This window comes from Risungbinella massiliensis (assembly GCF_000942395.1).
GTDB classification, from domain to species: Bacteria; Bacillota; Bacilli; order Thermoactinomycetales; family Thermoactinomycetaceae; genus Risungbinella; species Risungbinella massiliensis.
Map to the genome: position 1 here is coordinate 669,621 of NZ_LN812102.1, position 13,551 is coordinate 683,171.

At 39.5% G+C, this 13,551-nt stretch carries 15 protein-coding genes; 4 read left to right on the plus strand and 11 right to left on the minus strand.

Annotation, left to right across the window (positions count from 1 at the left end; genetic code table 11):
• Positions 1 to 202: 202 nt before the first annotated feature.
• Positions 203 to 490, plus strand: coding sequence for a hypothetical protein (locus VJ09_RS03820; RefSeq protein ID WP_044640315.1), 288 nt, complete (start codon positions 203 to 205; stop codon positions 488 to 490).
• Here VJ09_RS03820 and VJ09_RS03825 read toward each other — a convergent pair.
• The 5 genes from VJ09_RS03825 to VJ09_RS03845 form a co-directional block, all read right to left on the minus strand.
• Positions 478 to 1,806 carry a pyrimidine-nucleoside phosphorylase gene (locus VJ09_RS03825; protein WP_044641571.1) on the minus strand — a complete coding sequence of 443 codons (1,329 nt, stop codon included), beginning with the start codon at positions 1,804 to 1,806 and terminating at the stop codon, positions 478 to 480. The two genes, VJ09_RS03820 and VJ09_RS03825, sit on opposite strands and share 13 nt — an antisense overlap.
• Positions 1,806 to 2,630 (minus strand): purine-nucleoside phosphorylase, encoded by an 825-nt coding sequence (locus tag VJ09_RS03830; protein ID WP_044640316.1) that lies wholly within the window; start codon positions 2,628 to 2,630, stop codon positions 1,806 to 1,808. The genes VJ09_RS03825 and VJ09_RS03830 overlap by 1 nt, the downstream gene beginning before the upstream one ends.
• 14 nt (positions 2,631 to 2,644) lie before the next feature.
• On the minus strand, positions 2,645 to 3,454 hold the full coding sequence (locus tag VJ09_RS03835) for a purine-nucleoside phosphorylase (protein WP_044640317.1): 810 nt from the start codon (positions 3,452 to 3,454) through the stop codon (positions 2,645 to 2,647).
• 78 nt (positions 3,455 to 3,532) lie between these two features.
• Positions 3,533 to 4,717: a phosphopentomutase gene (gene deoB, locus VJ09_RS03840; protein WP_044640318.1), complete on the minus strand. Its 1,185-nt coding sequence runs from the start codon at positions 4,715 to 4,717 to the stop codon at positions 3,533 to 3,535.
• Positions 4,718 to 4,787: 70 nt separating this feature from the next.
• Positions 4,788 to 5,036, minus strand: coding sequence for a DUF4227 family protein (locus tag VJ09_RS03845; RefSeq protein WP_052807202.1), 249 nt, complete (start codon positions 5,034 to 5,036; stop codon positions 4,788 to 4,790).
• Positions 5,037 to 5,289: 253 nt separating this feature from the next.
• On the opposite strand from VJ09_RS03845, the gene VJ09_RS03850 reads away from it, so the two are divergent.
• Positions 5,290 to 5,811, plus strand: a complete 522-nt coding sequence (locus VJ09_RS03850) for a hypothetical protein (RefSeq protein ID WP_044640320.1) — start codon at positions 5,290 to 5,292, stop codon at positions 5,809 to 5,811.
• Positions 5,812 to 6,071: 260 nt separating this feature from the next.
• Entirely contained in the window at positions 6,072 to 6,524 is a 453-nt protein-coding gene (locus VJ09_RS03855) for a GNAT family N-acetyltransferase (RefSeq protein WP_044640321.1), read from the plus strand.
• Between the two features lie 127 nt (positions 6,525 to 6,651).
• Here VJ09_RS03855 and VJ09_RS03860 read toward each other — a convergent pair whose 3' ends face one another.
• The 5 genes from VJ09_RS03860 to nikA are packed head-to-tail and all read right to left on the minus strand — an operon-like array spanning position 6,652 to position 11,762.
• Positions 6,652 to 7,425: an ABC transporter ATP-binding protein gene (locus tag VJ09_RS03860; protein ID WP_044640322.1), complete on the minus strand. Its 774-nt coding sequence runs from the start codon at positions 7,423 to 7,425 to the stop codon at positions 6,652 to 6,654.
• A complete protein-coding gene (locus VJ09_RS03865; RefSeq protein WP_052807203.1) occupies positions 7,358 to 8,392 on the minus strand; it encodes an ABC transporter ATP-binding protein in 1,035 nt (344 codons plus the stop codon). The genes VJ09_RS03860 and VJ09_RS03865 overlap by 68 nt, the downstream gene beginning before the upstream one ends.
• 55 nt (positions 8,393 to 8,447) lie before the next feature.
• Entirely contained in the window at positions 8,448 to 9,275 is an 828-nt protein-coding gene (nikC, locus tag VJ09_RS03870) for a nickel transporter permease (RefSeq protein WP_044640323.1), read from the minus strand.
• A complete protein-coding gene (gene nikB / locus VJ09_RS03875; protein ID WP_407689968.1) occupies positions 9,272 to 10,216 on the minus strand; it encodes a nickel ABC transporter permease in 945 nt (314 codons plus the stop codon). Before nikB ends, nikC begins: the two co-directional genes overlap by 4 nt.
• A 1-nt stretch (position 10,217) precedes the next feature.
• Positions 10,218 to 11,762 carry a nickel ABC transporter substrate-binding protein gene (gene nikA, locus VJ09_RS03880; protein WP_044640324.1) on the minus strand — a complete coding sequence of 515 codons (1,545 nt, stop codon included), beginning with the start codon at positions 11,760 to 11,762 and terminating at the stop codon, positions 10,218 to 10,220.
• An 855-nt stretch (positions 11,763 to 12,617) separates the two neighbouring features.
• On the opposite strand from nikA, the gene VJ09_RS03885 reads away from it, so the two are divergent.
• The gene (locus tag VJ09_RS03885) at positions 12,618 to 12,944 is read left to right on the plus strand and encodes a thioredoxin family protein (protein ID WP_044640325.1); all 327 of its coding nucleotides are present in this window, start codon (positions 12,618 to 12,620) and stop codon (positions 12,942 to 12,944) included.
• A 14-nt stretch (positions 12,945 to 12,958) separates the two neighbouring features.
• Here VJ09_RS03885 and VJ09_RS03890 read toward each other — a convergent pair whose 3' ends face one another.
• The gene (locus VJ09_RS03890) at positions 12,959 to 13,540 is read right to left on the minus strand and encodes a hypothetical protein (protein ID WP_044640326.1); all 582 of its coding nucleotides are present in this window, start codon (positions 13,538 to 13,540) and stop codon (positions 12,959 to 12,961) included.
• Positions 13,541 to 13,551: the final 11 nt, after the last annotated feature.

Here is a 13,551-nt window from a genome sequence, read left to right on the forward strand (position 1 = left end):
CGTAGCATCGCATATTCCTCCTAATCCTTTATATCCCTAGTTTCTGTAGAGAATAGGAATTTTATGCCAAGGAATAGCTAAGGCTTTTAGCTTTGCTTTTTATTAAAATCGAGAAACTTCTAGCAATGTCTGGTTTTCCTTTTTATGTTCGTTGCATACATTGGTCAAGAGCATAGGTTTTATTCACAGGGAGCGATTATCAATGGACAAATTACTACACAAACAACCAGAGTTTCAAATATATTTAGTGGAAAAATCCGCTTGGAAGCATTTTTTGTATGTCGAAGTATTGGGAAGCACCACTTACTCTATTACCTTAAGCGAGCTAAATGTAAATGATCTTTTTATTTTGTTATCCAGTATTCTTGGAACTAGTCTTGTTAGAAAAGCCCCTGAACTCGTTAGCACGATTCAAACTCTGTGCCAAAATAAAGAGCTCCCGACCTATGATGTGGCGGAAGCTCTACATTATCGTCATTATTTATATTGATGAAAACCTTCTGGTGTTACAATACCTCGAATAAGCATTGGAGCTTGTACTGATTGTTCACCGATTTCCATTGCAGCGATTAGACGCTTTTCTACTTCAGGTAGATTCTTTTCACTATTAACGTAAAGTGTGGCAAGCGGAGTACCTACCTCTACAGCATCGCCAACTTTGCGATGTAACTCCACCCCTACCGCAAAATCGATCTGATCTGCTTTGGTAGCACGTCCTGCTCCGAGACGCATCGCACAAAGCCCGATCTCCTCTGCATGAATTCGTTGAATATATCCTGCTTTGTCTGAGTGGATGACTACCTTTTCTTTTGGTTGAGGAAGTTTACCAGGATCGGTAATCGTAGCTATATCGCCACCTTGCCCGGAAACAAATTCCTCCATTTTTTCTAAAGCAGCTCCATTTTCAATCACTTGTTGTAATGCTTGAGTTGCTTCTTGGCGTGTTTCGTATTTTCCAGCAAGAAGGAGCATTTCCGTTCCAAGTGCCGTACAGAGATCTGTCAAATCTTCTGGCCCTTCTCCACGCAGTGTATCAATCGCTTCTCGTATCTCCATAGCATTGCCAATAGCATAACCTAGTGGTTGACTCATATCACTAATGATCGCTACCGTTTTTCGTCCTACCTGATGCCCAATCGCTACCATCGCCTCTGCTAGTCGAACTGCATCTGCTTCCTCTTTCATAAAAGCGCCATCCCCGGTTTTTACATCGAGTACGATCGCATCCGATCCAGCCGCAATTTTTTTGGACATGATGGAGCTTGCAATCAATGGGATCGATTCAACTGTTCCGGTCACATCACGCAACCCATACAATTGCTTGTCAGCTGGGGTGAGGTTAGCAGTTTGCCCCATCACAGCAATACCTGATTTTTGGACAAGCTCTAGAAACTTTTTATTGGGAATCTCTGTCGAGAAGCCAGGAATAGATTCTAACTTATCAATGGTTCCACCAGTATGTCCTAGGCCACGTCCTGACATCTTTGCGACTGGCACTCCTACAGCAGCGACGAGCGGGGCAAGTACCAATGTTGTAGTGTCTCCAACTCCACCTGTACTATGTTTATCTACTTTGACACCAGGAATCGCAGACAAATCCACTTGATCTCCTGATTCAACCATAGCCATCGTAAGATCTGCCGTTTCTCTCGCAGTCATACCTTGATAGTAGACTGCCATTGCCCACGCAGAAAGCTGATAATCTGGAATTTCTCCTTTCGAGTAACCCTCTATTAAGTAACGGAGCTCTTCCGTTGTTAGTTCTTTCCCATCACGTTTTTTGCGGATAATCTCTGGTGTATTCATCATTTGCAACCCTCTCGGATAATCCCTTTAACCAGTTCCATAAATTTAGGCTTGGTACGATTCGCTACTTCTACTACTTGCTCATGGGTAAGTGGCTCTAGCTCTTCTCCAATTGCCATATCTGTGATACAGGAAATACCTAAAACAGATAGACCACCGTGACGAGCAGCAATTACTTCTGGCACGGTCGACATTCCTACGGCATCCCCACCTAATGTACGGAGCATAATCAGCTCTGCTGGAGTCATATAAGTAGGGCCTGTAATTCCAGCGTATACTCCTTTTTGCACTTTAATCCCTTGGGATTCAGCTACACGCTCTGCCAGCGCTATCAGTTCTTTGCTATAAGCTTCGGACATATCTGGAAAACGAGGCCCTAATTCTGCTTCATTGGCACCAATAAGTGGATTTGCACCAGTCATATTGAGATGATCGGTGATCAACATCAGATCTCCCGCAGCGAAATTGGAGTTCATCCCACCAGCTGCATTGGTGGCGATTAAAGTTTGTATTCCGAGTTCTTTCATCACATAGACAGGAAAGACCACCTCTTGTTGCGAATAGCCTTCGTAATAGTGAAAGCGTCCTTGCATCGCAACAACCGATACTCCCTGTAATGTACCAAACACTAGCTGTCCTTTATGTCCCTCCACTGTAGATACTGGAAAGTGGGGAACATCCGCATAAGAAACTATTTCCGCTTGCTCAATCTCATTGGCTAAATTGCCCAATCCAGACCCTAAAATAAGACCCACTCTTGGCTTGTGTGTCGTTTTGCTCTGAATCAGCGATACTGCTTCTTGGATTTTGTTTAACAATGCCATCCTAACTCCCCCTCTTACATTTCTCGGATGAGACCTTTTACCAGACCAATAAAGATACTTTTTACTTTTTCTGCTGTCTCCATCACTTCTGCGTGACTTAAAGGTTGAGGCAGTATTCCTGCTGCCATATTGGAAATACAGGAGATCCCTACCACTTTGATTCCCGCATGACGAGCTACGATCACTTCTGGTACAGTTGACATCCCTACTGCATCAGCACCAATAGTTCGCATCATACGAATCTCAGCTGGAGTCTCATAGGAAGGGCCCAGAACTCCTGCATAGACCCCTTCCTGTAGGCTAATCCCTTGGGACTGTGCAACCTTTTTGGCAAGTTGACGTAGTTGTGGATCATAGGCAGTCGACATATCTGGGAAACGTGCACCAAGTTCATTATCATTAGGTCCGATTAATGGGTTGCGATACATTAGATTAAGGTGATCGGTAATCAACATGAGATCCCCTGCAGCAAATTCTGTGTTAATCCCACCTGCTGCATTGGTTACTAAGATTATCTCTACACCAAGTTGCTTCATTACCCGAATCGGAAAAGTGACTGAATCGAGCCCATGACCTTCATATAAGTGAAAACGACCTTTCATCGTAATAACAGGTTGACCTTCCAATGTACCTAAAACTAGCTCACCCGCATGTCCCTCTACGGTAGAAGTTGGAAAGCCCGGAATTTCATGATAAGGAATTACGTCGGCTTGTTCGATCTCATCAGCTAACATCCCAAGACCAGAACCTAAAATTAATCCAATTTTGGGTTGGATGGAGGTTTTTGCTCTTATTGCATCGATTGCTTGTTGCCATTTAGACATTGGTACTCTCCCTTTCTTTTGAACAAAGTACAGACTGAGTCAATTTTTTCATTTCGATTATCTTTCATCTTCAAGGAATCATCCTTCTAAGTCAGCCAAAAAGCTTTTCCCAAAAGCGGGACCTTTTACGCCAAAATTCTCTGCGATCGTCATTCCCACATCAGCGAAAGTAGAGCGATCTCCAAGTGAATTTCCTTCGGTTTGTCTACGAGTATAGGCAAAAAGAGGAACATATTCCCGAGTGTGATCTGTCCCATGATGGGTAGGATCGTTCCCATGATCCGCTACGATCAATAGAAGATCGTCCTCTTGAATCATATCCAACACCTCTGGAATACGCTCATCCCATTCCTCTAAAGCCTTGGCATATCCTTCAGGATCGCGACGATGACCATATTTGGCATCAAAATCAACTAAGTTGAGGAAACAAAGCCCATGAAAGTCTTCTGTTCCTACTTTCAGTAATTGATCTACTCCGTCCTGATTATCTTTGGTATGAATGGATCTGGTAATTCCTTCTCCAGCGTAGATATCCGAAATTTTGCCAATTGCGATCATATCGAGCCCAGCATCTTGTAACTGGTTGAGTACAGTTTCGTGTGGAGGCTTTACGGAATAGTCCCGTCGGTTTGAGGTACGTGTAAAATTACCAGGTTCTCCCACAAAAGGACGAGCAATCACTCGAACCACACTATATTTTTCATCTAACGTCAATTCTCTGGCTATTTCACAGATCCGATAGAGCTCTTCTAATGGCACTACTTCCTCATGAGCTGCAATCTGGAACACACTATCTGCTGAGGTATATACAATTAAATCACCTGATTGTATATGTCTCTCTCCTAATTCATCCAAAATCTCTGTACCAGAAGCAGGCTTATTGCCAATCACTTTCCTACCGGTTTGTTCTTCAAATCGTTGAATCAATTCAGCAGGAAACCCTTCTGGATAAGTCTTAAATGCTGTTTTTGTATGTACCCCCATAAACTCCCAATGACCTGTTGTGGTATCTTTTCCTCGTGAAATCTCCATCATTCGGCCATAAGAAGCGATTGGTTGTTCTACTTCTTGAATTCCCTTAGCTTGTATTACCTTTCCTAAACCAAGACGTTCCATATTCGGCATTTTTAATCCTTTGCGAAACTCCGCAATATGCCCGATTGTATTGGCTCCTTGGTCTTGATAGTCAGCAGCATCTGGTAATTCTCCGATCCCAACACTATCTAGCACGACCAAAAAGATTTTGGAAAAAGGTTTCATCATCTTGCCTCCTCTAGAACAAAAAAAGAACGAACTAATCTTAGCATGTTCGTTTCTTTTCAAAAAAATTATATCATTCTCCCTGCTGATAGAACAGTTTCACTCGCTCCCATACTTCACGAGAAAAAGTTATTTCTTGTTTGGGTATTTCTAGATCCATTACGATAACTTTTACTGCTCCGCCAAGCGGCTCTTTATACTCATCATCTGGTTGTAATAATGGCATCAAAAAAGACATGACAAGGTACAGTAATGTAGTAAACAACACAAACAGCACAAAAAACTTAATCCACTCTTTCCATCTACGAACGGATATGATCACAGTTATCATTCCTTGTCCATTCGATTGTATTACTACCTTATACGAAACTACACATAATTAGAACGGTATGCAAAGTCCAAATAGATTGAAATAATAGTAATACTGTATTAAAATACTTCTAGCTTTGCTGTCCATATGGGTGAAGCTCCTTCTCTTCCTTAATTGATAAGAACGAGAAGGAGCTTCACCCAAATATGGACAGTGAGGGGTATCTAGCCTCACTGTCAAATACATTACAAAGGATGTGTTTGCAGTGACTTTAGAGTCTGCTAAAGGTATTTTCAATGTTGTATTAAAAGTTGCAAAAGGATTAACAGTACTATTTGGATTAACAGCTATCGCACAAATCTTTCTACTTCTAGTAAACAAAGGATTAACTACGGAATCCATACTAGGAATCGCTCTCTGTACTGCTGTATTGCTCGCCACAAGTTATCTCATTTTTCATGAACCCATGGAAAACTCTTTTGCAGGGTCTATCAGTTGGTGGATCTTACAAGTAATTCTATTGTTGATCTTAGTTTGTGCTAACTCCTACTTCCAAGATCTCACAGAAGAAACGCGGATGTCTTATGGACATTTCCCGTATATGGAGCAGCATGAAATCGAAAAAGCCAATACACCAGAACTTCTAGCTCATATTGTTAATTTCATCTCTATGGCTGTATTTGCACCAAAAGCCATGTTTCTAACACTGTTTACACCAATTTTCGTACTAAGTTATCTGATCCAAGGAATTCGTACGGCAATAGAAGATCTACTATACCAAAACTAGATACTCCAAAGTCAGCCATCTAATAGATCGGCTGACTATTTATTTTTATGTAACATAAAATCTTCCCTAGAACCTGAATTACTTTTCATATATAGTAAAATTAGTTTGAAATATCAGAACGGGAGTGATACATATGAGAAAAATGTTAATTCAAACAGGTAGTGACGTACACGCAAAGGACACTGTTTTCTAATTCGACCGATCCGCTCATAAAACCGTCAAAATGAGAGGGTCTGTCTCCAACTTAGGAGGACCCTATTTTGCAAATACAATTAAAAGAAATCACTCGTGAGAACTGGAAAGAATGTATCAAACTTCAACCTGCGAAGGAACAACAACATTTTGTCGCTTCCAATCTATATTCCATTGCTGAATCCAAATTTTATCCTAGTTGCTATACGATGGCAATTTACGCTGCCGAAGTTATGGTTGGATTCACCCTCTACGGGTATGACCAAGACACAGATACACTTGGTGAGTATTGGATCTCCCGACTCATGATCGATGAAAAATATCAACGAAAAGGCTATGCAAAAGCTGCTATGCTACAAGTACTTCAACAGCTACGAGAAACACCAGACTGCAAAAAGGTAAAAATCAGCTATCACCCAGATAATCAAATAGCTGCTAAACTCTATCAAAGCTTAGGGTTCAAAGAGATTGGAATGGCTGAATGGCAGGAAATGGTGGCAGAGTTGGATCTAAAAGCTTAATTAATAAAAAGGCACCTGCTTATTGGAGAAGGTGCCTTTTTTAATATGTTTTGCAACCTGTTCTAATAAATGGAGATAATTTATATGCTCTTACATAACTTGCAAGTAATTTTAATAAAACTCAATATCACTCTGATACTGTTGACACCAACTGCTTTGTATATGTTTTACGATCTAACTCAAATAGGTGTGATGTAGAAAATAAATCTACGATTCTCCCTTTTTTTAACACCGCAATTCGATCACTTAAATATTGAATAGACGATAAATCATGAGAAATAAATAAATACGAAATGCTAAATTGCTTCTTCAATTTCTTCAATAAATTGAGGATCTTTGCTTGAGTCGATACATCTAAATTGGAGGTTGGCTCGTCTAAAACTAGCAATTTAGGTTGTAAACCAATTCCTCTTGCAATTGCTACACGCTGAATTTGACCACCACTAAGTTGATGAGGATAATGGTCTAAAAAGTCTTTGTTTAGGCCTACTAATTCTAGAAGTACGGAACCCATTAGACGTTTTGAATGTCTCACTTCCTTTAAAAAATCTGGGATAACTTCAGGATAATTTTCAAGCGGTTCTATTACCGACTTCCAAATGGGCAGCCGTCCATTAAGTGATTGAGTAGGATTCTGAAAGACTGCTTGTATCTCTTTTCGCGCGTTACGCAATGCACTACTTTTTAAAGTGTGGAATGACATTCCATTCAATATGATCTCTCCTTGGTCTGGATTTTCCAATCCAAGGATTAACTTTCCCAATGTGCTTTTTCCACTACCACTCTCTCCTATAAGGCCCAAGCACTCTCCTTCTTTCAGAGTAAAGGAAACGTTATCTAAAGCTATCAATTGTTCCTGATACTTTTTCGTAACTTGTTTGACTTCCAGAATCGGCTTCAAACGATACTTCTCCTTCCTGTGAGAGGTGACAAGCAACCATGTGGGCTTCGCTTATATAACTCAATATCGGTTTTTCTTTACATATTTCCTTACTATAGGGGCATCGAAATAAAAAGGGACAACCTCTCTCTGAAATCATTCCTGGTTCACCAGGCATCTCTGGAAGAGTATCTAGTTTTTGATAAGTAAGTGTAGGACGGGCTTTTAATAACATCTGTGTGTACGGATGTTTTGGGTTGTTTCGGATACTCTCAGTTGCTCCCATCTCAATCAAATGTCCGCCATACATCACTGCCATTCGGTTGGTTCGATTTAGTACATGTCTCAAATTGTGAGAGATCAGTAAAACAGCACAATTGGTCTCATTTTGTAGTTGACCTAATAAATCTAAAACTCGCTCACCAGTTAGCACATCCAAAGCTGTAGTAGGTTCATCCGCAATGATCAACGATGGTTTCATCATAAGTGCAACAGCGATTGCCGCACGTTGAATCTGTCCACCACTTAATTGGAAAGGATAACTTTGGTATACGCGTTCCGCTGGTAAATTCACTCGTTCTAACCATTGTAATGCTAATTGCTTTGCTTCCGATTTACCAATCTTCTCATGACTTCGAATCGCTTCTACCATCTGTTTCCCGATTCGTAAAAAGGGGGTGAAACTATCGGAATAATTTTGAAAAAGATAGGCAATCTCTTTGCCTCGAAATCGGCGTTTTTCCTTCTCTGATAATGATCTCAATGGGACTTCATGCATCGTAATCTCACCTGAAACAATTGTAAGAGAATTAGGTAGTAGACCAAGTATGGCAGATGAAGTGACACTTTTTCCACTTCCGCTTTCCCCCACCAACCCAACCATTTCTCCTGGTTGGATTGTGAAATGAAGATCCTGTATTATAGTATGCGAATCCCTCGCTCTTTCCTGATTTGAAGAAATATTGAGATTTGTGATATGAAGAACCATAATAGGCCTCTCCTTAGTCAGATTTCCAATGATTTTAGGGTGAAATAGCTGCTACTCAACGTACTCGAAATTTTTCGGAAAGACCGTCTCCAATTAAATTAGCAGCAGTTACGATTAAGATGATAGCCATTCCAGGATAGAGCATTAACTCTGGGCTCGTCTGAAAATAGGGTCTAGCATCATTTAGCATAGCGCCCCACTCTGGTTCTGGTGGTTGAGCACCTAGACCTAAAAAAGATAGGGACGAAATAGTTAAAATGATAGTTCCAATATCCATCACCGCAAGCGTAATCACTGGTCGGAGAACTTGCGGTAACAGGTGACGTCTTAATAACTTCCATGTATCACAACCACCTACTCTAGCTGCTAGAACATACTCTTTTTCTCGTTCAGATAAAACAATTCCACGAACTACCCTTGCATAGCTCATCCAATTAATTAAGACCACAGCTAACATAATATTGATCAAACTTGGACCAAGAAAACCTGCGATAGCAATAGCTAATATAAATTCTGGTATAGAAGATAGAGCATCGAGAATACGCATCATGATAGAATCCAAGCGACCGCCTACATAACCCGATATCAGTCCTATTGGTACTCCTATTAGAACAACGGTCATTATAGTGAAAGCAGTGATTCCAAGTGTAGATTGGGAACCTTCTACTATTCTAGAAAAAATACATCGACCTAAGTGATCCGTTCCGAAAGGATATTCAAAACTTGGGGATAACAACCTCTTCGCCATGTCTACTTCGAAAGGATCGTTTGGTACTAGATAGGAACCAAACAATGTTATAAAAACAAAAAAGACCAGAAGTATGAATCCGATCAGGCTCATTGGCTGATGAATAAGATGGTATAAGCTAGTTTGATTCTTCATCGAGTCAATCCCTCCCCATGTCGAATTCGTGGGTCAATGATGAAATAGAACAAATCAACTAGTAAATTGATTACAACTACAAAAAAGCCGATAAATATGATATATCCTTGGATCACTGGATAATCCCTTCCATTAATTGCGTCAATCACCATACTTCCAAGTCCTGGCCAAGAAAATAGCATTTCGGTGACTACTGAGCCACCTAACAGATATCCTATATTCATTCCAAACACAGTAATGATCGGCAACATTGCCGCCCTGAGTGCATGAAATAACAGAATTCTCCACTCCTGAACGCCTCTCGCTCTAGCAGCCCGTATATACTCTTGCGAAAAACTCTCCAAAAGCCCTGTACGTAATAAACGAGCATAAATAGTAGCCATGGAAAAACCTAAAGTAACAGAAGGAAGAATCATATGAGTAATAGTCCCTCTCCCTATAGAAGATAGCCATTGTAATTCCAACGCAAAAAGGTGGATTAGTAACAAGCCAAACCAAAAACTAGGAATGGAAGCTCCCATCAGGGCAAGAAAGCGGCCTAGGTGATCAGGAAATTTATTTGGATAGCAGGCAGCTAGTACTCCTAAAGGCACTGTGATCAATACCATCACTACAAATGCTCCCAAGGTTAACTCTAATGTTACAGGGATACGCCTCATTAATTCATCCCAAACAGGCTTACCATTAAGATAGGACTTTCCAAAATCAAGTTGCAGTACTCCTTTGATCCATTTACCATATTGGATCAGGATCGGTAGATCGAAACCTAGCTCTTGACGAAGCTCTACCTCTTCTTGCTTTGTGACAGCGAAATAATCGGTTTGCAACATGCTCCTTACCGGATCTCCTGGTGCTAGCTTCATCAAACTAAAAGTGAAGATAGATAGAAGAAATAATACTAAAAGCAACTGAATAAAACGGCGGCAAATAAGATTTATCAACTTATTTCACATCCATTGTATGGGTAAGGATGTAATATTCTTCTCTTCCTGGTTTATACGATATTACTCGCTTATTCATCCCTACAATAAGATTTGGATAAATTGCATAACTATGCAATACATCCTTGTTTATCACCGTTACCGCTTTCTTTGACAACTCGATCCGTTCGGCTATATCACTGGTTCTATTGAGTTGTTTAATGATCTCATTTAGGGATGCATGATCCACTTCTCCTAAGTTTAAAGCTCCACCTGGTAGTAATGCTGTGTTGAGAAAATATCCTCCATCTCCACGTGGTGATGTTGAATTACTGTAGGTCGCAATATCCCAATCTTTGTTATCTTTTAAATACGTATCTGGATTTTCTACCATCTTTATCTGAATAGTTACTCCGATCTTGGCCGCATCCGATTGTAGAAGTTGAGATATTAATGGCAGCTCTGCTCTACTTTTATAGGTAATTAATTGTAAAACGAGCGGCTTACCATCTTTACTCATTTTTCCATCGGGTCCTAATTGGTATCCAGCTTCCATAAGTAATGATTCCGCTTTTTCTATATCAAACTTCGCTTCTAGGTCCTTGTTACCGAAGGGCAATACCCTATTAAATGGACCATTAGCAGCAACTGCGTTCCCTAATGAAATGTCTCGAACAATACTATTCCGATTCACTAAATAATCGATCGCCTTTCTAATTTTAAGATCTTGCATGGTAGGTTTTTGCTGGTTAAAAAGGATAAAATGAGCACGTAAGCCCGACTGTGACACAATCTCTAAATTTGGATTTTGTTTTATTACATTCAAACTTTCTGGCGGTAAGCTATAAACAATGTCTGCTTCCCCTGATTGAAGAACCAGTGATCTTACATTTGGATCCTCATTAAATCGGACAACAGCCTCATCTAATTTCGGCTTTCCTCCCCAATATTCATCATATCGCTCCAGAAGAATTTCCGTGTTGGGAGTAAATTTTTTCACTTTAAATGGACCTGTACCTACAGGACTATTATTGAATGCTTCTTTCCCCATTTTTTTCTCTGCATTCACACTGATTATGGAAGTATATGGACTAACAAGTTCTGATATCAGAGCTGGATTTGGCTCCGTAGTACGGATAGTAAATGTTTGTCCATTTGCTTCCATCGACTTAATCTTAAGAGCCTTCGCCATCGATTGACTATCTTGTATAGCTCGTTCAAAAGAAGATTTAACTGCAGCTGCATCTAGTTTGCTTCCATCTTGAAACGTAACATCATCTCGGATAATAAAAACCCATGTTTGCTCATCTTTTATTTCCCACTTGCTCGCTAGCCAACCTTGTAAATCTCCATTCTCATCCAGTTTGATTAATGTCTCTGTAATACCTGATCGCAGAGGTGCAAAATCATTGTGTGGGTCTAGTTTCCCAGATTTGAAATGCATAACAAGTGTTATTTTTTTATTTCCTTGCGTAGTACTTTCATTGGAGGTACAGCCTGTCAGGAGTGAACAAAGCACACTAACAAGTAGTAAAACAAACATTTTAGTAAAAATAGCCCTTTTCATTGTCTTCACTACCTTTCCCTTATATTCGTAATCATTACGATTTATGTAATAAAAAAAACTTGATTAAGGTACTAGAATGCATCTTTTCTTGTAAGGAGAATACACGAAGCAATAATAAAACTCCTCCTATTAGAACTATGACTTCTGGTGTTTCCCTCCAAAATATTACTCCCCATAGAAACAATCCCAATGTACCTTGTAACTTCCACTACCATTGCGTTTTCATGAGTAAATGCTTTGGTAAGAAATAGTTGGCCCATTAAGGATACAAATCCAATACAAAATAAATAATACCCCGTTTTTCATTTACTTCTCCTAGTGAATAATAATGACTATTGAATTAGTTAACTTAAACACTCCTTTTACATTATTAATAATAATTATTACGTTTTATAAACAAACTTTATCTCTAATTATTTAATATGTCAATTGCATTGAATAATTAATTATTCGGTCTAATCATTATGTATTAAGATATCATCCGTTAACACAACAATATTAAAAATAATAATTATTATGATTTAAGAAAACCTAGAGAACTTAATAGTATCATCTCAAAAATAAGAGCCTACAACGTGAGTGTAATACACACTCCTATTATGGGCTTTTTTGGCTAATACACTCGTAATCCGTTGGATCGCTCTTTTCCTTTATAGGGTACTCGATTGACAACTCATAGTAGCCACCGATCCACGATTCTGGATCTATATAATCACTATTTCATCACGATCTATTCTTTCCAAACCCAATCTATCCTCTTTTGGACTTCCTACTGAGAATGCTAGTTTGGTAACAGTGCATTTATTAGATATAATGAATACTCTTCAAATTATATAAGGACATTTAGGTGATGGTATGGAAAGAATGACGAATTTAAATCAAATCAAAGAAACTATTCAAAAAAAACCATTGACTCTTTTGTTAGTTAAAACAAGCAATTGCGGTGTATGTGAGTCTGTTCAATTTAAGATGATCGAACTATTGAAATCACACTCACATGTCAAAGGAATATATGTCTTCAATAACGATGTACCAGAAATCACATCCGAGTATATGATTTTCTCAGCTCCTACTCTCATTCTGTTTATAGCAGGAAAGGAAATGTACAGAGTTTCTCGATTTGTTCTATTTGACGAATTAGAGCGCCTACTTCAGTTATACGAAGAGAAATGGATAACGTAATTTCATATCTACTCCTATTTTCCACCTATCACTTTTCGCACCAGATACTCCCCACCACTCTCTCCTACGATGGCAATACCTACTGTACGAATTGGTACTGCTCGTCCTTTATCTCGAATCTCACCTTCTATTACGACCTTTTCTAGTTCTGCCATACTATCTAATTTCACACTCTTGGTCTCATAAGATCTAGTTGGTTTACCAGGCGCGGTCACTTCATAGGAGGAAACACCTTTATAACTTTTTACAGTAGCACCTGTTACTAACTTGGATTTGTTTGTATTTTCCTCTGTATAGGAAACAGAACATCCTTCATACAATCCTAATTCAAGTTTCATCTCCACTTGATAGCGACCATTGGCCAATTTTTCTATTTGCAGATCCTTCGCTTTGGATACACCTGTTAGTATGAGCTTTGCTTCTATTCCATCAGCTGAAGGAACAGAGAAAATCTCTTGGGCTTGGCAATCTTGTACACTAACCACGAGCCATTCCTCTGGTTCTGGCTCTGTCTGTACTTCTTTTGTGTCCGTCCCACATCCCATTAGCAGGAGGGTGCTACACAGACATCCAAACATGATTTTGTACCAATTCATCAGAGCTTTTC